We start from the raw sequence: 26,105 nt of genomic DNA, 5'->3' as shown, positions 1-26,105 counted from the left end.
TATAATAGAATGGATCACAGGAAGTGCTTCTACAATGCGTGGGAGCACTTTTTTACTTATCTATGAGGAGGGCAAGTGAATGTTTTTTAATTTTATTGGGTTAACGTTATTTTTTGGTATCGGGATCTTAGTTGCGAATGGCGCCAAAATTGTAGCGAATAAAGGGAAAAAGAGTAAGGGGACTATTCTATTAATGGCGATTGAATTGCTCTTGTTAGGTATCTTTTTATTTGTGACTTTGCCAAGTAAAAATCTTTCAACCGTGTTATGGATTAATCTGATTGGCGCAGTGATTGCTAGTGGGGTGTTATTAAGTACACGCTTAGCTAGTAAAGTCGAAGTTCCTGGTATCCAAAAGGGCCGCAAAGAAGTAGGGAAGAATACCAACAAAACGGTTAACAAAGACTGGTCTGGCAAAATTTTGGGTGTTGCCGTTTTGGCAATGATTTTGTTGACTATTGTCAGTAGTATTACCAGAATTTCTTCTATTGATGAAATTTATCAAACGATTCCTTTAAAAACGGAAGAAAAAGCTGAAGTTTTAACTTCGGCGAAAGAAACACCCATTGCGATTGCACCACAAACGGCGAAACGAAAAATGTTACAGAAATTTTCTGTCATTCCCAATTCCAATATGTTTACTTTGGATGGTATAACGGCACAAGTTGTCAATGGCGAGTATGTTTATGTAGCAACAGTCGAATTTAATGGCTTCTTTAAATGGCTAAAACTGGGGGAAGTACCTGGCTATTTCATCATTAGTGCGACAGATATCAACGCACAGCCAGAATTTGTAGAAAAACCAATTGTTTATACTCCTTCAGCTTACTTTGGCAAAGATGCTGCACGAAAAATTTATTCCGCTTATCCAGGTTATGCAGCAACTGGCACAATCAATTTAGAGCTGGACGACCAAGGGAATCCTTACTATATTCAAACGCTTTACAAAGAGTATGGGGTTTCTGGTCGCATGCACTATAATGAATTTAAAACGGCGGTATTAAATGCTACAACAGGAGAAGTTAACGTTTATGACAGTCAAAAAGCCCCAAGTTTCGTTGATGCGCCGATTACTAGTTCAGCGGCGAATAGCTTAAATGAATTCTTTGGTCGTTACAGTCAAGGCTGGTGGAACCAGACAATGTTTGGTGCCAAAAAAGATGTTAAAATTCCAACTGAAAATGGTATTTATGCATCAGGACAAATTACGCCGATGATGAACAAGGAAGGGAACCAGTTGCTTTATTTTACGGACTTTACAAGTAGTGAAAAAGACCAAGATTCCGCTTTAGGTTATTCCTTAATCAATGCCCGAACAGGCCAAGTTACGTATTATCGTGATACTAAAGTCGGCATTATGGATAGTGATGGCGCCATTTCTATCGCTTCAAAAATTTATCCAGAAAAGAAATGGAAAGCTAGTATGCCAGTCCTTTATAACATTGATGGCGTGCCAACGTGGATTGTTTCGTTAATGGACAGTAAAGGGATTTTCAAAAAATATGTCTATATAAACGCCGTAGATAATGATATTGTGATTGATGCAGACACGGCACAAGGCGCATTAGACGCTTATCGAATTGAGTTAGTAACCAAAGGAAGCAACAATGAAAATACAGACAAAGCCAACTTGAAAACGATGCAAGGTAAAGTAGCTCGTGTCTCAGTAGTAGCTGGGGAAGCGCAAACGGTAGTTTCATTTTTACTAGAAGATGAAAAAACCATTTTTAGCGTAACGACTAATAACAGTCCGCTGGCGCTATTCTTAAAAGAGGGCGACCAAGTGACATTTAAAGCCGTAGTGACTGAAAATGCTAAAGCAGCGAATGTTGAAGAATTGAAAATTGCAGGATTAAACTAAATAAAACACCTCTTTTCTATAGAAAAGAGGTGTTTTATTCTTGGAAAAGAAGAAAAATCCACTTGTTTCTGCTATGATAATAGAGAAAAAGAATACGAAGGAGCTTCGCCCATGCGCAACATAAAATTAACCATTGAATACGATGGTAAAAGGTACTCAGGTTGGCAACGACTAGGTAATTCAGAGAAAACGATTCAAGGGAAAATTGAAAGTATTTTAACACAAATGACGGGTGAACCGATTGAAATTATTGGCTCAGGCAGAACGGATGCCGGCACACATGCACGTGGTCAAGTAGCGAATTTTAAAACGACTAGTTCACTAACAACAACCGAAATGTTATCCTTTTTAAATCGATATTTACCTGGCGATATTGTTGTTAAAGAAGTTACAGAAATGCCTGAACGTTTTCATGCACGGTATAATGCCACAGGCAAACAATACAGCTACTATGTTTGGAATAGCCCAATTCCTAATGCCTTTGAACGGTATCATAGTTTTCACTTTCCCAAAGCGTTGGATCAAGAAAAAATGGAACAAGCTTGCCAAAAATTAATAGGGACCCATGATTTTATTGGCTTTTCAGCATTGAAAAAAAACAAAAAATCGACTACTCGAACGATTGAAAAGATTACGATTGAAAGAAACGGCGAAATGTTACAGTTCACTTTTGTGGGCAATGGGTTCTTGCATAAAATGGTCCGCATCCTCGTTGGGACACTTTTAGAAATTGGTGCAGGCACCAAAGAATTAGCGATAATTGATGAATTGTTCGCAACAAAAGTCCGAGAAGGCGCAGGTGAAACGGCTCCTGCACAAGGGTTGTTTTTAGATGAAGTGTATTATAAATAACAAAAAAATAAATTTTCTTTAACCACACCAATTAAAAAGTTGAACTTCATCTAAAAAGTGCTAACGTTAAGAAGAGATTAACAATAGAAAGAGGTCATTTTTTTGCTATCTTTACTTATTTCTGTCAAAAAACTATTTTCATCTTTTTTAGGTATCTTAAAAAAAGAAGACACTCGTGCCTTGTTCTTTTTACTGGCAACCACGTTGTTGAGTGGGACTATTTTTTATTCAACAGTGGAAAAATTGTCGCCATTAGATTCTTTATATTTAAGTTTCATGACGTTAACCACGATTGGTTATGGAGATGTGCATCCAGTTACTGACTTGGGAAAAATTTTCACCATGGTTTATGCTACAGTAGGCTTGGGGATTATGGCTATGTTTATTTCGGTCGTAGCAAAATCCTACTTGTATTCTAAACAAAGTCATCACCACCATCACCATAAAAACAAAGAACATTCAGCGGAAAAGTCTTCAGAAAAATAGACGAAATTGATGAGTTGACCAAGTGTTTCTCGAAAAATGAAAGTTTTTTGAGAAACACTCTTTTTTTATCTTAATAATTATGGTAGTATGTCCCAAACTGTATTTTATTTTAAAGGAGCGTGAAGTGAATGGTCAAAGCGATTCGGAAATTATCGTTAATTCAAAAAATCATGATAGGGATTGTGATTGGAACCACCTTGGGTTTCTTGGTGCCAGAATGGACCTTCATCAGCGTTCTTGGTGAATTGTTTGTGGGCGCCTTAAAAGCAATTGCGCCGATTTTAGTTTTTGTCTTAATTATTGCGTCGCTAGCCCAACAAAAGGCTGGGGCGAAAACATATGTTGGATCAATTTTAGTTGTGTATCTGTTAGCGACATTTTTGGCAGCTGTTGTTGCCGTGACGGCAAGCTATCTGTTTCCCGTTAAGATTGTCTTGGAGGCGGCGCAGGAAGCGCAAGCAGCCCCAACGCAACTTAGTGATGTTTTAAGTAATGTGTTAACAAGCGTTGTCCAAAATCCGATTCAAGCGATGATTGAAGGCAATTATTTATCTGTTTTATTTTGGTCCTCATTAATCGGTATTGGGTTACGTCAAAGTTCGGTCGCTACCAAGGATGTGATTGCCAATCTTTCAACAGGGATTACCACGGTCGTTCAAATGATTATCGGCATTGCGCCAATTGGAATTCTAGGTTTGGTGTTTCATTCGGTGGCAACAACAGGCATTGCAGGGTTAGCCAAGTACGGTCAGTTACTATTATTGTTAATTGGTACGATGGCCGTGGTTGCTTTAGTCGTTTATCCAGCGATTGTTTTTTGGAATATTCGGCAAAATCCGTATCCGTTAGTCTTTTTTGTATTAAAGGAAAGTGCGATTCCCGCATTCTTTACACGCAGTTCTGCGGCCAATATTCCCATTAATATGGAATTGGCGAAAGCAATGGATTTAAATGAAGAATCTTATGCGGTCTCTATTCCGCTGGGCGCAACGATTAATATGGGCGGCGCAGCCATTACGATTACCATTATGACATTGGCGGCAGTCCACACATTAGGCATGTCCGTGCCAATCTATTTAGCATTATTGTTGAGTATCATCGCCGCTGTTTCTGCTTGTGGGGCTTCAGGAATTGCTGGTGGTTCCTTGTTGTTAATTCCGCTTGCATGTAGTTTGTTTGGCATTTCCAATGACATTGCCATGCAAGTCGTCGGCGTTGGCTTTATCGTCGGCGTAGTCCAAGATTCCATTGAAACAGCGTTGAACTCTTCTAGTGACTTGTTGTTTACCACCTCAGTTGAGTTAGCAGACCGACGTAAAAATGGTGAAAGTATTGATGTCAAAGCGTTAATTGGCAAAAGTCAATTGGTGGTCGAACAAGAAAATATTTAAAAGAAAGGAACAACCCGCTAAAATGCGGGTTGTTCCTTTCTTTAATAATCTCGGCCCCATTTTTTTCAGGGGCCACTGAAATTATCGACCATTTTGTGAAGAAAATCCTCTCTATAATAAAGGTATCAAGTAAATAGGAGGTACACGAAATGAAATGGTATCAACTTTCCTCAACAAAAGTAATCGAGCAGACTAAGACGAAGCAAACGGGTCTTTCTAGCGAAGAACGTCAGCAACGTTTACAAACGAATGGTCCAAATAAAATTGAAGAAAAACAACAACTGAAAACGTGGCAAAAGCTAGCCAAACATTTTACAGATTTACTAATGGTGGTCTTACTCGCTGCCGCAATTCTAAAATTTGCCACAGGCGAAGTGGTCGAAGGAAGTATCATTTTTCTAGTGGTACTTGTCAATGGCTTTGTCGGTTATTGGCAAGAGCGTAAAGCAGAAGAATCATTAGACGGCCTGAAACAGATGATGGGCCAAGAGGCAGTCGTTCTAATTGATGGACAAAAAACAACCGTTTCTTCTGAAACATTGGTTCTGGGAGATGTAGTCACGTTACAAGCTGGCGATGTAGTCCCAGCAGATTTGCGCTTATATGATGTTCATAATCTGATGATTGAAGAATCAATTTTGACAGGCGAATCAGAAGCCGTGGAGAAAATTACCGGTTCCTTGAATGAAGAATTGCCAACAGGCGATCAAAAGAATTTGGCTTTTTCAGGAACACTTGTCCAAGCGGGCTCAGCCTTAGGCGTTGTAGTAGAAACAGGAGATTCCACTGAAGTTGGAAAAATTAATCACGCGTTGCAGTCAGTAGATCAAAAAACAACGCCGCTCGTGCGGAAAATGCACCAATTAAACAAGCAAATTTTCCAAGGGATTATGGTCTTGATCGTGTTTCTGATTTTCTTTACCACTTTTCGTCATGGCATGGAATGGAGCCTCTTATTTTCTGCGATGATTGCATTAATTGTAGCAATGATTCCAGAAGGCTTACCTGCTGTGTTAACGATGATTTTATCGATGGGTGTTCATGAGATGGCTAGAGAAAATGCGATTATTAAAGGCATGCCTTCCGTTGAAACATTAGGTTCAATGACAGTTATCTGTTCAGACAAAACAGGAACGCTAACTAAAAATGAAATGACGGTAATGGATGTAGTGACTGAAGAAATGACCATTGTCAAAGAGATTATGGCCAACTGTCAAGAATTGAAATTACAAGACCAACAAAAAATCGCCGACTTACAAGGGAATCCTACCGAGTTAGCTTTATTACAATATGTTGATCAGGATCAACTGTCTTTACGCCCTGTAGAAAAGAAAATTCCGTTTAGTTCAAGTTACAAATACATGGCCACTCGCCATCCGCAAGCAGAAGGTTCAATTATTTATGTCAAAGGTGCGCCAGAAGTATTATTACAACTTTCTACGTTATCTGATAATCAAAAAGGTGCTTGGCAAGCACAAGCTGCGCAATTAGCGCAAAAAGGACAACGGGTATTAGGTTTCGCTTATAAGACAGTTACGTCACAACAGGAACTGACACATGAAACATTGTCAGGATTGACGTTTGCTGGACTGGCAGGCATCATCGATCCGCCAAAAGAAAGTGCCATTCAAGCCGTCAAAGAATCTCAAGAAGCAGGTATTTCCGTCAAAATGATTACCGGAGACCATAAAGATACAGCGCAAGCCATTGGCGAGCAGGTTGGTTTAAAGCATACGAAAAAAGTCCTTGAAGGATTAGAAATTGATGTTATGTCAGATGAAGAATTAGCTCAGCACGTTCAAAAAGTCGATGTATTTGCACGAACGACGCCAGAACATAAATTACGAATTGTCACGGCGTTACAAAACAATGGCGAAATTGTCGGAATGACCGGCGATGGTGTAAACGATGCGCCAGCACTAAAGAAAGCCGATGTCGGAATTGCCATGGGAATTAAAGGAAGTGAAGTAACCAAACAAGCCGCAGATATGGTTTTGGCAGATGATAATTTCCATACGATTGCTAAAGCCGTGAAAGAAGGACGCCGCATTTTTGATAACTTGAAAAAGACGATTACTTTCTTCTTGCCAACTTCTTTGGCACAAGGTTTAATTGTTGTCTGGGCGCTTTTAATGAATCATCCTCTACCGTTGACACCTGTCCAGATATTATGGGTAAACATGGTAACTACGATTACTTTGTCTTATGCATTAGGTTTTGAAAAAGCGAGTGCTGATACCATGAAACGACCACCAAGAGATGTCAACGAAGGCATTTTAACAAAGTACAGTATTTTTAGAATCGTCTATGTGTCGGTACTCATTATGGTGCCAGGTTACCTCATGGCGTTACAATTTGAGGGCCAAGCCTTACAGCAAACGTTCCTCTTACAAAGTATCGTCTTAGCGCAAGCAGCGTATATGATCAACTGTCGTAAGTTGGTTGATCCGTCGTTAAGCACAGGATTTTTCCAAAATAAAGTGTTGTTTGCTTCATTAGGAATCCTCTTTTTACTACAAGCGCTAGTAGTTTACTGGCCAGTAGCGCAGCAATTAATTGGCACAACTTCTTTAAATGGCCTTCAATTAGCAATGATTTTCGTCCATGTTGTGAGTCTGTTTTTCCTTGTTGAAGGGGAAAAATATATAACCAAACGATTCATGACGAAAGAAAGCAAAAAAACTAGCGAATGTCCTCGCTAGTTCCTTTAAAAATAAGAATGAAGAGTGAGCTCTGCTAGTCGGCGGAGTTCATTTTTTGTTGGAATTAAAGAGAGATAAAAGACAGGAAGATCAAGATGATCCAAGGGAAAATTGGAAATAATTATGTCGACTTCATTTAACGTCAACTGGCTTAGTTCCACATATTCAATGGCTTGTAATTTCACACGAGTACCTAAATAAGCAGCTAATTCTTGTTGTAAAAAAGCTTTCCAAGCAGGTTCCCCTTGAAAGAGGAAATAGGCAGTCATCGTTTGCGTCTGAATAGAATAACTGGCTTGTTTTTCTAACAAAGAAGCCAAACTAAGAAAATAAGTCGGTTCTTCAATCGTGGTGTAGCGAGATAAAATCTCCAAAAGTTCTTGGTTGCTCTTTGATAACGCAAGGTCCTCTGCGGCTTGTTCGGTCATTAATTCTTGATATTCCAATTGAAATTGCTCAGAAAGTGTTGGGGACTCGGTATATTTAATGAATAACAATAACAGATTATCCAATAAATTTGTTTGGATTAAATCAGGCCGGGCTTCTTCAGTGGACAAATTAGTGACAAACTGTTGTAACGACTTTCGCAGCTGACTGTAATGAGTGTGGAGCGCAGAAGCCAACGTTTCGCCATAGACATTATCGTAATTCCAACTTTCTAAGAAACAAAAGAAGGCGAAAAAACTTTCTTCTCCTTGCAAATAGATGCCTTCAGAAGCATAAAGCTTTGCCAAGGACGGTTGATAAAGTTGAAACAAGACATCTTTTGAATCAAAAGAAAATTGACTCACTCGGCAATTGGCTTTGTTGCGAATCGTGTTAATGAAAAACCAACAAGCACCAAAAATTTCTTCCGTTTCCACCGTCAACTCACTACTGTAAACTTGTTTCAAAAATTGGAAATAATGCTCCTCATGAATAGAATAATCGTCAAAAAAATAATTATTATGAGTAAAAGGCACCAACAAACGATGATAAAAAATCCGAATATTGCTTTCTGCCCCGATTAACTGAATGGTGGCTGTGGTTAGCTGAATCGTTAAATGAAAATCACGTAAGGCCAGATTCATCTTTTTGATATGTCGCTTCAAAGTTTCATAAGAAACACCACTAGTGCTCAAAAAAGAAGTTGTCACTAACTCTTTCGTAAATAGTAGCTCTTTTAATAGTTGAATACTAATGGATTGAGGTAAAAATAATGACCAAAGCTCATTGGTTTGCGCATTCCCCTGATTGCGTAACCGAATACCACTGCTATCGGTTTCAATGGACCAGTCGGCGGGTAATTGACTGCGAATATACTGTAAATCCGAAAAAACGGTTCGCTCTGTCGTCTGGATTTGCGTGGCTAAACGCTTGGCTGTCAGCTGAGGAACATTTAACAACTGTTCCAACAAACGAATTTGCCGAAGCAAATCTTTTTCCGTTATCACACGTTTTAACATGGAGTACATGGCAAAACCTCCTTTTGCTTAAGAATACGGATAAAAAGGGGATTGGTCAATTAAAAAAAGAAGCGAATCGTCATTCGCTTCTTTTTATTCACTATACAAAAATATCAAATGTATGCAAAACGGCTGACAATAAAATGGTTACAACAGCCATTCCTGATACAAAGCCGACAGCACCAGGAACAAACGGAGGTAATCGTTTAGCAATATAGCTACCGACAGGGGCCGCACTAATTCCTGCTAAAACGGCGATGGTCAGGGAAAGCCAAAAGCCACCACCCATCATTAAAATCACACCAGGAACAATGCTGACCAGTGGCATAAACGTTGGATACCAACCTTCTTCAGCGAAATGTTTTCGATAAAGAAAAACACCAACAGCCGAAGCAATCATTTGTCCCATTAAAATGTCAGGAACCAAGCCAGAACCATTTGTAATATGATTAATATTGACAAACCAATCTGTTAAAACGCCTAGAATTACCAAACCTCCAACTAACTCATTTCCATAAAACCAAGCTTCGGAGAAGTCAGCAAAAGTGCGTCGTATTGACCATTGAAAGGTTTGCGTATTTTCAATTTTAGGTTGTTTTTGCCGCTTCTGAGCGGAAGGAACCATCCAAGGAAGTTGATGACAGATGGCTGAAACAATCCAGCCAACAAAAGCCATTGTGGTAACGTTGGAAACTGTCCCAGGTACATTTAAAAGGGGCATCAATTGCGCATTCAGCCAATTGGCAAACGGAAAGGTGAAAAGCGCACTCAACAGAGAAATCGTTCCTAATTTTTTCCAGCCAGGACCATAAACGAGCGTTAAAGCTGGCGGCGTGCCGACCACCACAATAAACGTTGGTAACCACAACACTTCTTTTGTAAAAAAGCGTGTAAAATCAAAAACATAAATAGTTAAAAAGAGGGAAAGTAGCTGAGAAGCAAGTACCCAAGGCCAAGCACCAGAACCACCAGCAATTGCAAATCCCTGCCATTTTGAATTTTTCCGATAAAGTTGCCAAGCAATCAGACCGCCGATTAGTAAGAAAAGCGTTGTAAAAAGTCCACCGTAAAATTCCCCTTCCGTGAAGTTCATAACAAAATAGATAAATTTGTAAAATCCCTGCTGATTCACTTTGGTAACTACGTCATTGTAAGGAAAAAAGTTAGACACATGTCGAAAGCCATTCATGATCCAATACAGGAACATTCCCAAAAAAATTTTTACAACAAGAGCTAAAACGGCTTCGTAATTGATCGATTTATTTTTCATATGATCGCTCCAAAAAAATGACATTTTACTAAGTTTTTGAAATTAGTTTATTTTAGCTACTAAAGCTTTTAGTGCCTCGTTAAAGACATTTGCTGGCGGATTAGTCAATCCAGCGCCAATCATACCAATCCCCGGTTCTTTATGAGCAATAGCAGTATTAATGACAGGCAGCATCCCTGTTTCTAAGACTTTTAAGACATCGATGCCTGAAGGAATCCCCATAAAATCTAAAACAGGAATCGTGACATTGGGATTTTCTTTCGTAGTAATTTCCAGCATTTCTTTTGAATAATTCAATGCTTCTGCCACTGTTCCGCCAACTAATGGGACAATTGCTGGTGCAGCTGCCATGGCAAATCCGCCAACACCATACGTTTCTGTAATAGCACTATCGCCCATATCCAAACCAGCATCTTCTTGTGTGTAACCAGCAAACATCGGACCAATCACCCGTTGGGCAGGCCCCTTAAACCAGTGATTTCCACCAATCCCACTGACACGAATCCCAAATTCGACCCCGTTGCGACACATGGTGGTGACAATTGTACTATTCTCCACATTATGACCAGCATCTAACGCACATTTAGCGGCACCCATCCAAGTTGGACCAGAAAAATAGTCAGAACTGCCAAGAAATTCAAATACTTCTTTTAATTGTTCACGAGAAAAATCAGTTTGAACCATGTAAGGTGTTAATGCTTGGACTAACAACGTACTTCCAGCTACATTGCGATTATGACACTCATCGCCCATATGCAAGGCTTGCGAAAGCATTAAGCGTAAATCAATGCCTTCTGGACAAAAAGTCATGGCATCATGAAGTAATGGACCTAAAACATCGCGCATCCAAATCAGACGATTCACGACGGATTGATCATTTGCACCAAATCGTAAAACTTTCGCCAATTGTTCACTTAAATTAGTAAAAGCCGTGTTGCCGTACGTTTCATTTTTGATAATATGAACGTACATATTCGGAGAAGTCACGCCAGCCATAGAACCAACGGCATCATGTTCATGACAAGGAGAAAACGTAATCGCGCCAGAACGAGCAACCCGATCGGCATCAGCTAGATCTTTTGCTAATCCTTCAAAAACAAGCGCTCCTTGAACGGCACCTTTCATCGGTCCGCACATATTTTCATAAGTAATGGGTGGCCCAGCATGTAAAATGGTCTTTTCAGTCATATCGGGCATGACATTAATTGCTTTATCAAATCCTACTAAAATAGGTTTTGATTGAATAATGCGGGTAACCGCTTCTTCGTTGGCTTGTTGGATTTTTTCATAAAGTGTTGGATTTTTTAATTGATCCAATAATTTTAATAGCTCTGGGTCACCATTGGCTGGCGGTGCCCAATTTACTTGATGTGAAGGAATCCCTTGTTTTTTCATATCTTCATGAATAAAGTCAATGCCTACATTGATCGTATCTAAAGGCTGGTTAAAAAGATCATTTCTGCTCATGTTCGTTCGCTCCTTTTACAAAAGTTTTGGTGGCTTCGCAAAGTTGATGACTGCTGTCGACAACGAGAACCTCTAAATCTTCTAAAATTTTCCGCTGTTCATGAATATCTTGTGGATCTTCTTCGGTCCCTAAAACATAGCCAATAATGGCTAACTCACGACCATCTGCTTTCGCTATTGCTTTGGCTTCCTTTAACGCCTCCGCTAACACGCCAACAGGATTTTCGTGAGAACCATAACCTAATTCAAAATCTAACGCTAAAACTGCCACTTCAGGATCTTTGGCTTCTTGAAGAATGCGAGTAATCCGAGAAGTCGGATCGATCATTGGATGTGGGCGGCCTTCTGTGAAACGATCATCACCGAAATCAATCAATGTATGTGCTTGGCTGTGGTCAGGATTTGCTAATTGTCGTTCAGGAATTTTATGAATATTACTATAAACATCATCAGAGACTTCTGTTAAAGCATATAAAAGTTCATCACAAAGAGTGCCACCACAGAACAACCCACGAACAAATTTTTGAGAAGGGGCTTGTTGCTGTTGGATGGCTGTTAACGTTGCGCCTGTCGGATTTTGATAGAGGCTGGTTTCCGCTTCCTGTGTTTGACTAAATTGAATCACTTTTTGAACTGCATCCAGAGAAGAAGTAGCAAAAGTGACGTTGTCTATTTTTCGTTCCGTTTGTTCACTGCCGATAAAATAAATAACAACTGGTTTAGTTGAAACAGCTAATTTTTTTAAAATTTTCTCTGTTACTTCTGGAGCAGGCGGTTTAGAAATAAGCAAAATTGCCTTAGTTTGTTCGTCAGCCATTAAAGCATCCAGCCCGTCAAGCATCATCAGCCCACCAATTTCAGCAGACAAATCACGGCCACCAGTACCAATTAATTGTGAAATCCCATAACCATATTTATGGATTTGAACACTAACTTCTTGGCTGCCTGTACCAGAAGCGCCGACAATTCCAATATCTCCTGAACGTACCTCGTTAGCAAAACATAACCCGACGCCATTAATAATCGCTGTTCCACAATCAGGGCCCATCACAAACAGTTCTTTTTCGTGTGCTTTTTGTTTTAACGCTAATTCCTCGTCAACCGTCACGTTATCACTAAAGAGCATGACGTGTTTTTGCTGATCTAAAGCTTTATGCGCTTCTCGTGCAGCAAATTTTCCATTGACAGAAATTACAACTAAGTTGGCATCAGGCTCTTCATGAAGGGCTGAATCTAACGTCTTATAGGTTACTTCAGAAGAAGCGGTTTTCTTTTTCTTCGTAAATAACTCGTCGACTTGCTGTAAAATTTCTTCTGAGTTCGCTTGGTCATCAAGATCTAAAACAATTAATAAATCGCCCGTTGTAACATGATCCAAGGCGGGTGTATATAAACCAACATTCCGAATCACTTCAAGATTCATGTCGGTTCCCATCCCAATCATTGCGGTTTTAACTCCAGCCAGTTCATTGGCTCGTGTTGAAATGGTCATTAAAGTAACTGAATCAAAATAGGCGTTCTCTTTAATTACTGTTTGAATTGTCATGATTATTCTCCTCACAAAATAGTTTTAAACCAAAAATAATGCCGCAAAGTATGTCGCTTCCTGAAGTTGAGCCCACCTCCTCTAAAGCTGAAACCGCTTGAGCCATTTCGTTTGTATTTCCACTTTCAATTGATAAAAAAACACGCTGAACTAGCTGAGAAAACCGCTCGTTCACTGCTTCATGGATTTCCGCATAACTGACCGCATTCGTTCGTTCCTTGGCTAGCACAGCCAGCTGTTGGAAATTCGAGGGAAGTTGCTGTAATGCAGAAAAACTAGCAAGTAATCCTGTGATAAAATCATCGCCAGTGGGGGTTAAACCAATCCCCAATCCCAAAATCTTCGTTAAACAATCAAGAGCTATTTTAAAAGATTTTTGCTCCCAAGCCTGTTGAAAATGAATCATTTCTTTTTGAATCTGGGTCCGACTATAAGAATCAAAAAGAAAGGTTGACGGCGAAGCAGGAAAAAGCGCTTGCCAAGGATTGAAACGAGTTTGCTGAATATACGTTAAAAAAATAGCTATTTTTGTTTTACTGGGTGTTAAATAAAGTGGCGTTGGTTGCCAAATTTGGGCATCGGCTAGTGTTAATTGTCGTCGGCCTAACCGGATAAACAGGGGCTCAATTTGGACAGGTAAATCAGCGAAATGGCTAAGTTTTTTTTCATCGAGTATAATCGTGTTAGGTGCTATATGTTCGGGATGCGTTGAAATGGTCAAGAGAATTTCTTGGGTGTCTACATGACCATAATTAATAGCGTGCGTAAAACATTGCAAACTAGTCAATGTTTGATGAGGGAGTTTCGATAAAATCGTTTGGTCATAAGCTAAAATTTTTGTCATTCCAACGACCTCCTTTTTAATAGCGCTTTCACGACTTCATAATAAAAGAATCCAGCACGCTAAACAATTGCTAAAAATGACATTGATTTACAAGTTTGAATGGACAATTTGTACATTGGGAGGATAAATGATGTTAAAAGTGAGTGATTTATTAACGTTAGAAGAATTACCTGGCATTACCTTAGTGGCAGGACATAAAAATCAGGACCAACCGATTTTAAAAGTCAATATTTTAGAAAATCCTGATATTTTAGATTGGCTAACAGCAGGTGAGCTGCTGTTAACGACAGGGTACATATTTAAAGATGATCGGAAATTACAGAAAAATTTTTTGAAAGAACTAGCCAAACACCATTGTGCTGCCTTGGGATTTAAAACCCAACGTTATTTTGAAGAAGTTCCACCAGACCTAATCAAATTAGCAGATGAAATGAACGTTCCTATTTTAGCAATTCCTTACAATTATACCTTTTCGCAAATTGCTGACGTATTGAAAAGTCGTGTCACGTTAGAACAATTTGACATGAATGCGCAAGAAACCGCATTGCATAATAAAATTTATCAAATCTTAGAAACGGGAAGTAGCAGTTTTCATTTGCTGCAGGATCTAGCAGAAACCATTCAAAATCCTGTCTTGTTATTGAATGACCATTTTGAAGGAGTTAATTTTTTTGACTTGCCTAAAAATCCAATTCGTATTTCTAGCATTTTAGAAGATAGACATGAAACCTCAGAGTTCCAAAAACAATTGCTGGAACAAAGTCATCCATTATTACGCTTTTATCAAGAACCGATTCATTTACAGTTGAAACTCCAGAACCAAGTGGTGCCAATTGAAATTTATCCAATTAAAAAGAAAAATGTTATTTTATATTATTTACTCGTCTGGAACACCTTGGCCCCATTACGACCAGTCGACGTGGCTCATTTTAAAATCACAGCTCATTACTTACTTTTACAATTGCAATTGGAATACTCACGGAAATTTGAAGAATACCAACAACGAAACGAATTATTTTTTAAGCTGATTGCGCATGAAAAAAGGGACCAAGCTGTTTTCCAACAATTTCAACAATATTATCGCTTGGCAATAGATAAGCCCTATGCGATTTTGCTAATTTCATTAACCTTAAATGAACGCCAAAGGCAAGAAAGAATGTCTATTTTAGGTAACCAGCTAAACCAAGTTATTTTAGGGGACAAACAAAAAATTGTTTGTATTGAAATTGACAGTTCCTTTGTCTTATTAGTTGAAAATCCACCTGAAAAAGAAGGCGATTATCTGAAAATGATGCAACGCCTAGCACAAAGTAGTATAAATCAGTTAATGAAAGTACAAGAAGATGTGGAACTTTTCCTAACAATAGGACCTAAGATTCAAGGTCTGACCCAGATTCATGAATCTTATCAACAAGCGATTGACGTTTTAGCCTTTCAACGCCAATTCGTTGCAGAAAAACCTGAAATGAGGATTGCTTCCTACGCGAATTTTCATTTTAGACAGACATTGCAACGTTATTTTTTAGCAGAAGGACAAGCAACCCTCAGAAAAAAATATCTTCAACCATTGCTGAAAAGTGATCAACAGCAACATACAGACTTTGTCCATACACTGAATGTCTATTTTCAATCAAAACGAAACTTGTCTCAAACAGCCAAAAAGCTCTTTATTCATCGTAATACTTTGTTACAACGATTGGAGAAAATTGAACAGCTAGTGCTGTTGGATTTTGATAAGGAAGTGGACTTGTTGGCGCTGGAAGTGGCGTTGTTTTTGAAAGATAAAAGGAGTACACTGTAAGAGAATTTATGCGTAAAAATAGGAGGCCTACAGTTGGAAGAAGAAGTATTAGCGTTGAAAGTAGTGAATGAGTCGTTAAAATTACCTGGTGTCAAAGTGAATCGAAATGCTTTTTTGACAAAAATGTTTCAAGATAAAGTGGACAATGTACAAGAATTATTTGATGACGGACCAGAAAAAGTCTTATCAAAAAAAGAACTAGACCGAGCCGCCCAAAAATGTATTAACCAAGCAGTTATGCAGTCGAGCGCAATTTCATTTGCGACAGGAATTCCAGGTGGTCTGGCTATGGCAGCTACCATTCCCGCAGATATTGCGCAATTCTATGGCTATTCTTTGAAATTAGCGCAAGAAATTTCTTATATTTATGGCTACCATGATTTATGGAACAATCAAGATGAATTGACAGAAGAAGCCAAAAATACACTGATTTTATACCTGGGAATCATGTTAGGGGTAACGTCAGCTGGTTCGGTCGTTCGGATTTTGTCTAATAGGTTGTCTATTCAAGCGCTAAAACGTCTACCACAAAAAGCTTTGACAAAAACGTTTCTCTTCCCAATATTGAAAAAAATATTAGCTGTTTTTGGGGCAAAATTAACAAAAGCAACTTTTGCGAAAGGTGTTTCTAAAGCAATTCCCGTTTTAGGCGGCGTTGTTTCCGGCGGCATTAATTATGCCTCTATGAAACCAATGGCTATGAGGTTAAAGGATGAATTAAGTAAAAACATAGGCTATACTCAAGAAGATGCAGAAAAAGATTTAGAAATTTTAGAAGCCGATTTTGAAGTTATTTCAGAACAACCTGAAACAGAAACAACTAAACATGCGGACGATATTTTTAGTAAACTAGAGCGAGCACATGCCTTATTTGAGAAAAAGATTTTGACAGAAGCCGAATATATAAAGCTAAAAGAAACGATTATACAAGAAGGATAATTTAATCAATAAAAAATGGAATCTTTTCAATAAAGATTCCATTTTTTATTGAAAAAGTTGGGGTAATTCATTACACTTACACTGTATGACAGCGTAAGTTCTTGTTGTTAGAGCGAGAGAAAAGGCTTTATTTACGGAATTTGTTCTCATTAAAAGCGAGAGGAAGTATTTAATTGGCAGAAGCAAAATTTGAAGAAGCGTTAATAAAAAAGCTTGAGTCTGAGGGTTGGACTTATCGTAGAGACTTATCGAATGTAAGTATTAAAAAGTTAGAGCAGCATTGGCACGATGTATTAAATGAAACAAATGCACATAAATTAAATGGTACACCGTTATCTGATAATGAATTCAAAATGATTCTCCAAGAATTACAACGTATTCGAACACCTTACGATGCTCAATTATTATTGGTTGGAGCAGGTGGTGTTGGCTCAATTCCGCTTGTTCGGGATGATGGATCAAGTTTAGAAATTGAAATTTTTTATTCAGATGATGTGGCTGGTGGTCGTTCACGTTATGAGGTTGTTAGCCAAGTAATGTTTAATAATTTACCTAAAGGTTTAACATCCAAGAGAATTATTGATTTAGCGTTATTGATTAATGGAATTCCTGTTGCGCATATCGAAGAAAAAGATGAACATTTACAAAATCAATGGCATGCATTTGAACAATTGAAAGGCTATCATGGCGATGGATTATATGAGGGCTTATTTGCTTTTGTACAAGTCCAATTTATTTTAAGTCAACACTCAGCGCATTATTTTGCACGACCTAATGCCTTTGAACATTATAATAAAACATTTGTTTTTGGCTGGCGTGATGAAAGAAATAAAGATATTACAGATGCTTTTGAATTTGCTCACCAAGTCATGGGGATTCCTGCATTACATCGGTTAGTCACTGTCAATATGATTCCAGATGCATCAAATGATAATTTGATGGTTATGCGTAGCTATCAAATTCAAGCAACACGAGGCATTTTACAACGTATGAAAGAAATGGAATCCAGTGGCCTAATTGAAAAAGAAGGCGGTTATATTTGGCATACGACGGGTTCAGGTAAAACGGTGACCTCTTTTAAAGTTGCTCAATTATTAGCTTCTGCGCCAAGAGTTCGCAACGTTTTGTTTATTGTTGATCGTGTCGATTTAATTGACCAGACATTAGAAAACTTTAAAGACTTTGCGTATATGCACTTTAAAAAACGAATCAAAAAAGTTAATGGCCGTGAACTTAAACGAGAACTAAAACATAAAGGTGCTTCACAAATTTTACTAATTTCTGTTCAAGGTTTAACAAAAGCGGTGAAAAATGGTCTAACAAATGATGAGTGGAATGTCATTATCATGGATGAAGCGCATCGAAGTGCCAGCGGTGAATCTGTTCAGTTAATAAAAAAAGCATTTAAGAAAACAACATGGTTTGGCTTTACTGGAACGCCCAATTTTTATAGTGATGAAATTAACGATGTGACAACATCAAGAGACATTTCAACACATGATATTTTTGGGAAACGATTGCATACCTATACCATTAAAGATGCAATTGGTGATGGCAATGTTCTAGGCTTTGACGTCACTTATTTCAAGCCTCATTGGGTCGTTGAAAATGCAGAAAGTGATTTTTCTGAACAAGAATATGAAAAAGAAGTCTATCAAAGTGATGTTTACCGTCGTCAAGTCGTTCAAGACATTTTGGACAATTGGAAAAAAACCTCTAGCGGACCGTTAATAGGTGGGGTCCGAAAAGAAAATACTTTTCAAGCAATGTTAGCAGTCTCTGGTAAACAAGCAGTAGTACATTACTACAATATTTTTAAAGAAAAAGCACCGCACTTAAATGTAACCATGACTTTTTCAACGGATGAATCAAATAAAAATGGTACAAAAGAGCAAAATGAAGCTTTAAAAAAAGCAATTAAGGCTTACACAGAAAAATTCAATGTACCAAGTATTCTTTCTGCGAAAGACCCAGCACGTGCGTATATGATTGATATTACTAAACGACTAGCTCGTAAGAAACCATACAATCAAGGAAAAGAAGAAGATCGTTTAGATTTAGTGATTGTTTCAGATCAACTGCTCACAGGTTTTGATTCAAAATTTATTAACATGATTTATATGGATAAAATGCTTAAAGAAGGTATGCTGATTCAAGCGATGTCGCGTACCAATCGAACGCTGAACCGTGACAGTAAACCACATGGAAAAGTTCGCTTCTATCGCCAAGGCGATGCCATGAAAGAATATGTAGAAAATGCATTGCGTATCTATACACGAGGCGGAAACGATACATTACAAGAAGCGGAAGAAGAAGCTGGAAATCAAGAACTTAAAGATTTAGAAAATGATGATATTTTAGCTAAACCACAAAGTCATCAAATCCAAGAATTAGAAGGAACAATTGCTCGTCTAAAAGAACTAGCAGGGGATGATTTTAGCCAAGTGCCTCGTGGAACTAATGATATCAGAGAATTTGTCAACTTGGCTTTTCCAGCGCAGAGTAAGATTCAACAATTGATTCAGCAAGGATATGAGTTAGGAACCGAGATTGATGTTTTAGATGATAACAATGAACCAACTGGTGAAATGATCCGTTTAGATATTGCCAATACTGACGAATTTGGCGCGTTACAAGCGAGATTATATGATACTAAAGAAAAACTACCTGAATCAGAACGCCCCGATTTAACTGAAATTAAAATAGGAATTGAATTTTTTGACCATGAAATTATTGACTATGATATGTTAGTTGAATTGTTAAATAACTTTATGGATGAAAAAACAGAGCATAATCGAGAAGCGATTGATAAACATATTACTCCAATGGATGATGAAAGTCGTCAAGAAATTAATGAAATTGTCGATGATATTGAATCTGGTGAAATTACGGAACACTTCACTACTGAAACGCTTCAACAAGAGCGTAAGAAAAGACGGACAAATCTTCGAGAATTGAAAATTCGGCGATGGGCGGCTGACCAAGATGTAAATGGAAATCGAGTAGTTGAGGCATTTGATTTATTTTTACCTGGTCACACACTCATTGATAATCCTAATTTGGCAGATTTAGTTCGTGAAATCGAAAAAGAAGAAAATATTGACTTTTTTGGTGCCGCCGAGTTTGAAGAGGCCCTAATGAAATTTTTCAATTCATTATAATTAGAAAGAAGGACAGAATACGATGGCTTTATCACAAGAACAACAAACGAAGATGTGGGCGATGTTGAATCAAACACGTGGACAAATTGGTTTGACAGCATATAAAGATTATATTTTTGGTATTTTATTTTATAAATACCTATCAGAAAAAGCAACACGTTGGCTAGATGATGTCACACGTGGAGAAACTTGGGAAAACATTTATGCACAGAATCCCTCAAAAGCATTAGAATATATGCAAAAAAACTTAGGTTATGCGATTCAACCAAATGATTTTTTTGATGATTGGAAAAAAGCAATCGATGAAGATCGTTTTAATATTGGGATGATGACTGATACATTTGGTCATTTCAATCAGCAAATTGCCTTTGAAGCAAAAGGCGATTTTGAAGGGATTTTTGATGGTATGCGCTTTGATAGTGCCGATTTAGGCGCGAATGCACAAGCTCGTGCTAGTGTCATGATTTCAATGATTGAGCTGCTTTCTTCACCAGAATTTGATTTGTCAGGTAGTGATGATACAGTATCAGATATCTATGAATATTTAGTTGCTCAATTTGCAACAGTCTTGGCTTCTGATATGGGTCAATACTATACACCGAAAGAAATCTCTAACGTAATGGCACGAATTTTAACATCTGGTCGTGAGGAAGAGGAAAGTTTTTCAATTTATGATCCAACGGTTGGTTCGGGGTCGTTGTTGTTAACAACAGCTAGCTATATGAAAAATTCACATAAGCGAGGTATGATTAAATATTTTGGGCAAGAAAAAGATGCCACACCGTATCGCTTATCGCGAATGAACTTAATGATGCATGGTGTAGAGTACAATGATATCAGTATTAATCATGCGGATACACTTGAAAGTGACTGGCCAGATGGCGTAGTAGATGGGAAAGATAATCCAAGAATGTTTGATGCGGTCATGGCAAATCCACCCTACTCAGCTCATTGGAACAATAAAGATCGTGAAGATGATCCTCGTTGGCGTGAATATGGTATTGCGCCGAAAACCAAAGCGGATTATGCGTTTTTACTCCATTGTTTATACCATTTAGAAGACAATGGCCGAATGGCGATTATTTTACCTCACGGCGTATTATTTAGAGGAGCCGCAGAAGGTCGTATTCGAAAAGCGTTAATTGACAAACACCAAATTGAAACAGTGATTGGATTCCCAGATAAATTATTCTTGAATACATCTATTCCAGTTTGTGTCTTGATTTTAAGAAAAAATCGTACGGCTTCTGATATTTTATTTGTTGATGCAAGTCGAGAATTTGAAAAATTAAAAAAACAAAATCATTTGCGCCTAGAAGATGTCGATAAAATTGTCGATACTGTGGTTCAGCGCAAAGAAATAGAGAAATATTCACATCTCGCAACGTTAGATGAAATTAAAGAAAATGACTATAATTTGAATATCCCTAGATATGTTGACACATACGAAGAAGAGCCACCTGTTGATTTAGTGGCGCTAAACAACGACATTAAAAATACTAACGAGGAAATAAAAAAAGTAGAAGCTGAGTTATTATCTATGCTTGATGACCTAGTGGTAACGGAAGAAACCCAAGCACTGATAGATGCCACGAAAGAGGTGTTTGGAGGATGAGGGACGAGATGAAAAAGGTCCCTCGACTCCGGTTTCGTGGGTTTAGTGAAGAGTGGGAACAGTGTAAGGCTGAAGAGTTATGTAAAATTTCTACAGGTAAGGGGAATACACAAGATAAAGTAGAAAATGGAAAATATCCTTTTTATGTACGTTCTGAAAATATAGAACGAAGTAATTATTTTCTTTATGACCAAGAAGCTGTACTTACAGTCGGAGATGGAGTTGGTACAGGAAGAGTTTTTCATTATGTGTCTGGGAAATACAATTTGCATCAACGTGTATACAGAATGTATGATTTTAATAAACAAATTTCGGCAAAATATTTTTATTACTATTTTTCTTTAAATTTTCACCGTAGAGTTCGTTCTCTAACAGCGAAAACATCTGTAGATTCTGTTAGATTAAATATGATTGCAGATATGGAAATAAAATATCCATCAGAGCTAGAACAATTGAAGATATTTTCATTTTTGGATTACCTTATTAAATCTATCACTCTTCATCAGCGTAAGTTAGAACAGCTAAAAGAGTTGAAGAAGGCTTATTTACAGCTGATGTTTCCAAAGAAAGATGAGACTCTTCCTCGGGTGAGATTTGCTGATTTTGAGGGAGAATGGGAACAGTGTAAGTTAAAGAATTTATTTTTAAAAGGCGGTTCTGGTGGAACACCAACTTCTAGTAATTCTGACTATTATAATGGAGATATACCTTTTTTGAGTATATCAGATATAACTAAATCAAATGGATATATTTATACAACTGAAAAATGTATTAGTTTAGAGGGACTTAAAAATTCTTCTGCTTGGATTGTTCCAAAAGAATCTATATCTTTAGCTATGTATGCTTCAGTAGGAAAAGTTGCTATTTTAAAGTTAGATATAGCAACATCACAAGCTTTTTACAATATGATATTTGAAGATATTAATACAAGAAATTACATTTATCACTATTTAATAAAAAAAGAAGTATTCAATGAATGGATTACTTTAATCTCCACAGGAACACAAGCAAATTTAAATGCTGATAAAGTTAAGAATACTTTTGTTCTGATTCCTTCTAATAATGAACAAAAAAAAATAGCAGAGTTATTAAGATGCATAGAAGTATCTATTGATATTCAACAGAAAAAAATCCATATCCTAAAATCCCTAAAAAAATCCTACCTCCAAAATATGTTCATATAAAACTGAATATTTACACACTTTCCTACCTCCGAGATAATAAAAAAGATGATTCGTTCATCAACAATTATCAAGGAGGTTTTATTTTGGTTAAGAGAAAGAGAACAGAGCAGTTATTTCATGAGTATTTTAGTGAATGGGTGGAGCTATATAAGGTAGGGGCGATTCGGGATATTTCGTTGCAAAAATATTATATTGCGGAACAACGGCTTGCTGAGTTGGCACCTGGTTTAAAAGTAAAACATTTGGATCGGCAACGGTATCAGCAGTTATTAAATGACTACGCATTAACCCACGAACGGCAGACAACCATGGATTTTCATCATCAATTAAAAGGAGCAATTTTAGATGCAGTCGATGAAGGACTTATTTCAAAAAATCCAACACGAAAAATTGTCATTAAAGGAAAAGCACCACGTCCTAAAAAATCAAAATTTTTAAATCAATTTGAAGTTCAAGCTCTTTTGAAAGAATTAGAGTTAGGCGAGCAACTAAACTGGGATTGGTTTATTTTATTGGTAGTTAAAACGGGCCTACGCTTTTCCGAAGCATTGGCGCTAACGCCAAAAGATTTTGATTTTTCTAAACAAAAAATAACTATTGAAAAAACATGGAATTATAAGAACCCCACTGGTTTTTTCCAATCAACAAAAAATGAATCTTCTAAACGCAAAGTACAAATTGACTGGCAAACAGCAATGCAATTTTCTCAATTGATAAGAAATATGCCACCAATGGAACCAATTTTTGTGAAAGGACGTGTCTTTAATTCTACGATTAATAGTCGCTTAAAAGTCTTATGTAAACGTGCGCAGATTCCAGTGATTACCGTCCATAGTTTACGCCACACACATGCCTCGCTATTATTATTTGCTGGTGTTTCAATTGCCAGCGTAGCGACTCGGCTAGGCCACTCTAGTATGACAACTACGCAAGAAACTTATCTGCATATTATTCAGGAACTAGAGAATCAGGATAACGATAAAATTATGCGTCATTTGGCGATGTTGATGTAAAAAAAATAACTCCTCGCGGATTGCGGGGAGTTATTTTTTAGATGAACATGTTTTGGAGGTAGGATTTTTTTAGGGATTTTAGTTGGTTGAGTTTATTTTGAGTAAGAGTTATGAGAATATCTATATTTTTTAAGAATAGTCCAATGAATTTTTGTTCATTATCAGTAGTTTTTTGAATTTCTAGATTCATTAAAGTTGGTTTCTGAATGTTTGGTAAACCAGTTCCTACTCTCAAACGCATTATTTCTTCTTGAATAGAACACAAATAAAAAAATAAAAATAAAGTATCAGTTACATTGTTAACTATTGTATAATTATGTCCACCAGAGAAAAATTTTTCTTGTACGAAGTTAACAAACCCAGCAGAATTCCCCCCCTCGGATATAGTTATAGCATTTTCTCTATTATAAATATTAGTGTATCCAGAAGGATTTATTCCTCCGTTATACACAGGATAAGGGGTACAATTATTTTGATTAGTTGATAACTCAGACTTGCTTTTTTGTGTTCCCTTAATTATATCTAAAATTCCAATTAACTTACACAATTCCCATTCTCCTTCAAAATCAGCAAACCGTAACTTTGGTACTCGTTCCTCTTTTGTAGGAAACATCAACTGTAAATAAGCCTTCTTCAACTCTTTTAGCTGTTCTAACTTACGCTGATGAAGAGTGATGATATCATCGAGTTGTTTGAAGAGAGTGCCGATTTTTTCCTGTTCATCAAAAACTGGGAGATGTATTGTTGTTTCTAAAATATTTTTATTATACAGTCGCTTAATTGTACTTCCCTCTAATCCATGCCATTTAACAATGCTATAAAATTGTTTTAAAAATAAATTATTTATTCTATCATCGTGTTTAAGCCATACAATATTGGAGTCTTGAAAATATTCATCGTTACCTTTATATTCTACAACTCTGCCAATACTTCCAGAGGCAGAAATCAACAAATCCCCTATTTTAGGATATGGATATTTTTTCTTATACGTTTCAAATAACTCTCTTGAAATAAATGCATCTGCAGTAGCGCCAAAAGTTCCTATTTTATAAAAAGGAATGTCGCCACTTTCCGAAGTTTGTTCTTTGAAAATTCTTTTATTCATTGCAACAGAACCTAAATCCCCCAACTTACACTGTTCCCAAACACCTATCAGCGTAAATCCAATCAACAAATTCAAATAATAATAATAATGTAAAACGATAGCTTTTTATAACCTCAATTTTTTCAAAAAAATAAATCCTTCCCAAAATCTTCAAACACAAACCACTAACTATCTGCTACTATAAAAGAAACAACTATCATTTGGAGGAAGTATGCGTAACAGAAAAATGTGGACAATTATCGTCAGCGGGTTATTTTTAAGTAGTATCATCGCGGGAATTTCAGGAGCGTTTTTAATCATTGAAGGAGAGCTAACGACTCTGCTCTGGGAGGTGTTGCCAGCGCAAATGAAGTGGCCAATCCTCTATTATTTTGTCTTGTGTGTGCTAGGAGCGTTGGTATTGAGTTATCTGAAGAAACGCTTCGGGCAAGTACCACAAACGGCGCATGAGGCGCTGACAGAATTGAAGGCGAAACAATCGGTCGATTATTCAGGTGTGTTTAGAAATTTATTGGCCGCCTTGGTAATTTTAATTTTCGGGGCTGGTGTCGGTCCTGAAGCTGCATTGTTGGGAGCAATTATTTCGTTGTCAGTCTGGCAATCTGATAAGTTATGGTACCTTTATTTTCATTATGACGAGCAAGAACAGCAAGCATTTTGGACAAAAATCCAGCGCTTGCTACATCCGCAACAGTTTGTTCAGCGCTACGATACGATGCTCGCTCCTGTAGATAAAAAGAAACTGAAACAAGTGATGAACGGGTTATTTATTGTGAACGGGTTGGTGGTGTTTACCTTTTTAATGAAATTGGTGGGACACCCATCGTTTATTACGAAGTTAGGAACTGGAAAAATTGAAATGGCTTCGTTATGGCTGATTTTACCCGCTTTATTAACTGCTTTTGTGATTGGTAACGCCTATCAATGGTTGCAAGCTGCTCTGGCTAAACTATGCCAACCTTTTGAAGAAAAGCAAAGCATACTGGTAAGCTTTGGTGCAGCCTGTATTTTTCTTTTTGTTATTTTAATGCCAAGATTACTATTTTCAGGACAATCTTTTATGCATTTAGTTCCTAGTTTTGGTAGTCAACAAGCCTGGTATATCTTGGTGGTCGCTGCGATAATGAAACTAGTATTTTTACAAGTTTGTTTACAGACAGGTTGGATAGGTGGCGATATTTTTCCCGTCGTTTTTTCAGCTATTTTAATCGGGTTTGCGGTCGCACAATTTTTCCCAACAATTGACTCGCTTTTTGTTGTCGCAATTTTTGCTACGAGTTTAACAACCCAGATTTTAGGGACGATTCTTGTACCAGGCATTTTTGTGGGGCTCTTTTTCCCAATCACGCTTTGGCCAATTGTAGTCCTTGTGTTATTTTTACAATGGCTATTGAAAAATAAAATTATTAAGAGTAATTAGAAG

Annotated in this window: 18 protein-coding genes; 12 read left to right on the top strand and 6 right to left on the bottom strand. The window is 37.5% G+C overall.

What is annotated here, in order from left to right; translation table 11 throughout:
- Positions 1-79: 79 nt before the first annotated feature.
- From IGL13_RS11770 to IGL13_RS11750, 5 genes are all read left to right on the top strand, one after another.
- On the top strand, positions 80-1,861 hold the full coding sequence (locus IGL13_RS11770; RefSeq protein WP_002401613.1) for a hypothetical protein: 1,782 nt from the start codon (positions 80-82) through the stop codon (positions 1,859-1,861).
- A 111-nt stretch (positions 1,862-1,972) separates the two neighbouring features.
- Entirely contained in the window at positions 1,973-2,713 is a 741-nt protein-coding gene (gene truA / locus IGL13_RS11765; RefSeq protein WP_002359105.1) for a tRNA pseudouridine(38-40) synthase TruA, read from the top strand.
- Positions 2,714-2,815: 102 nt separating this feature from the next.
- A complete protein-coding gene (locus tag IGL13_RS11760; RefSeq protein ID WP_002355036.1) occupies positions 2,816-3,199 on the top strand; it encodes a potassium channel family protein in 384 nt (127 codons plus the stop codon).
- A 128-nt stretch (positions 3,200-3,327) separates the two neighbouring features.
- On the top strand, positions 3,328-4,590 hold the full coding sequence (gene sstT, locus IGL13_RS11755) for a serine/threonine transporter SstT (RefSeq protein ID WP_002359106.1): 1,263 nt from the start codon (positions 3,328-3,330) through the stop codon (positions 4,588-4,590).
- Positions 4,591-4,739: 149 nt separating this feature from the next.
- Positions 4,740-7,292: a cation-transporting P-type ATPase gene (locus IGL13_RS11750; protein WP_194180215.1), complete on the top strand. Its 2,553-nt coding sequence runs from the start codon at positions 4,740-4,742 to the stop codon at positions 7,290-7,292.
- 5 nt (positions 7,293-7,297) lie between these two features.
- Here the strand turns inward: IGL13_RS11750 and IGL13_RS11745 are convergent, their stop codons facing one another.
- From IGL13_RS11745 to IGL13_RS11725, 5 genes are all read right to left on the bottom strand, one after another.
- Complete coding sequence (locus tag IGL13_RS11745; RefSeq protein WP_002401611.1) at positions 7,298-8,737, bottom strand: helix-turn-helix domain-containing protein; 1,440 nt, start codon at positions 8,735-8,737, stop codon at positions 7,298-7,300.
- 100 nt (positions 8,738-8,837) lie between these two features.
- The gene (locus tag IGL13_RS11740) at positions 8,838-10,007 is read right to left on the bottom strand and encodes a hypothetical protein (RefSeq protein WP_002378784.1); all 1,170 of its coding nucleotides are present in this window, start codon (positions 10,005-10,007) and stop codon (positions 8,838-8,840) included.
- A 42-nt stretch (positions 10,008-10,049) separates the two neighbouring features.
- Positions 10,050-11,474, bottom strand: coding sequence for a DUF1116 domain-containing protein (locus IGL13_RS11735; protein ID WP_002378783.1), 1,425 nt, complete (start codon positions 11,472-11,474; stop codon positions 10,050-10,052).
- The gene (gene fdrA / locus IGL13_RS11730; protein WP_002378781.1) at positions 11,461-13,020 is read right to left on the bottom strand and encodes an acyl-CoA synthetase FdrA; all 1,560 of its coding nucleotides are present in this window, start codon (positions 13,018-13,020) and stop codon (positions 11,461-11,463) included. Before fdrA ends, IGL13_RS11735 begins: the two co-directional genes overlap by 14 nt.
- Positions 12,998-13,864 (bottom strand): DUF2877 domain-containing protein, encoded by an 867-nt coding sequence (locus IGL13_RS11725; RefSeq protein ID WP_002361070.1) that lies wholly within the window; start codon positions 13,862-13,864, stop codon positions 12,998-13,000. Before IGL13_RS11725 ends, fdrA begins: the two co-directional genes overlap by 23 nt.
- Positions 13,865-13,991: 127 nt before the next feature.
- Between IGL13_RS11725 and IGL13_RS11720 the strand changes: the two genes are divergently transcribed.
- From IGL13_RS11720 to IGL13_RS11695, 6 genes are all read left to right on the top strand, one after another.
- Entirely contained in the window at positions 13,992-15,665 is a 1,674-nt protein-coding gene (locus tag IGL13_RS11720) for a PucR family transcriptional regulator (RefSeq protein WP_002378780.1), read from the top strand.
- A 33-nt stretch (positions 15,666-15,698) separates the two neighbouring features.
- Positions 15,699-16,604, top strand: a complete 906-nt coding sequence (locus IGL13_RS11715; protein WP_002401609.1) for an EcsC family protein — start codon at positions 15,699-15,701, stop codon at positions 16,602-16,604.
- Between the two features lie 173 nt (positions 16,605-16,777).
- A complete protein-coding gene (locus IGL13_RS11710) occupies positions 16,778-19,765 on the top strand; it encodes a DEAD/DEAH box helicase family protein (RefSeq protein WP_002378778.1) in 2,988 nt (995 codons plus the stop codon).
- Between the two features lie 22 nt (positions 19,766-19,787).
- Complete coding sequence (locus tag IGL13_RS11705) at positions 19,788-21,380, top strand: type I restriction-modification system subunit M (protein WP_002378777.1); 1,593 nt, start codon at positions 19,788-19,790, stop codon at positions 21,378-21,380.
- Positions 21,377-22,564 carry a restriction endonuclease subunit S gene (locus tag IGL13_RS11700; RefSeq protein WP_002378775.1) on the top strand — a complete coding sequence of 396 codons (1,188 nt, stop codon included), beginning with the start codon at positions 21,377-21,379 and terminating at the stop codon, positions 22,562-22,564. Before IGL13_RS11705 ends, IGL13_RS11700 begins: the two co-directional genes overlap by 4 nt.
- Positions 22,565-22,647: 83 nt before the next feature.
- The gene (locus IGL13_RS11695) at positions 22,648-23,577 is read left to right on the top strand and encodes a site-specific integrase (protein WP_002365301.1); all 930 of its coding nucleotides are present in this window, start codon (positions 22,648-22,650) and stop codon (positions 23,575-23,577) included.
- 37 nt (positions 23,578-23,614) lie between these two features.
- Here the strand turns inward: IGL13_RS11695 and IGL13_RS11690 are convergent, their stop codons facing one another.
- Positions 23,615-24,748 (bottom strand): restriction endonuclease subunit S, encoded by a 1,134-nt coding sequence (locus IGL13_RS11690; RefSeq protein ID WP_025187358.1) that lies wholly within the window; start codon positions 24,746-24,748, stop codon positions 23,615-23,617.
- 145 nt (positions 24,749-24,893) lie between these two features.
- On the opposite strand from IGL13_RS11690, the gene IGL13_RS11685 reads away from it, so the two are divergent.
- Positions 24,894-26,102 carry a chloride channel protein gene (locus IGL13_RS11685; RefSeq protein WP_002378772.1) on the top strand — a complete coding sequence of 403 codons (1,209 nt, stop codon included), beginning with the start codon at positions 24,894-24,896 and terminating at the stop codon, positions 26,100-26,102.
- Positions 26,103-26,105: the final 3 nt, after the last annotated feature.

Source organism: Enterococcus sp. DIV1937 (assembly GCF_050535975.1).
Lineage (GTDB): Bacteria > Bacillota > Bacilli > Lactobacillales > Enterococcaceae > Enterococcus > Enterococcus faecalis.
The sequence above is the reverse complement of the archived record's forward strand: the minus strand, read 5'-3'. Positions and strand labels throughout refer to the sequence as shown.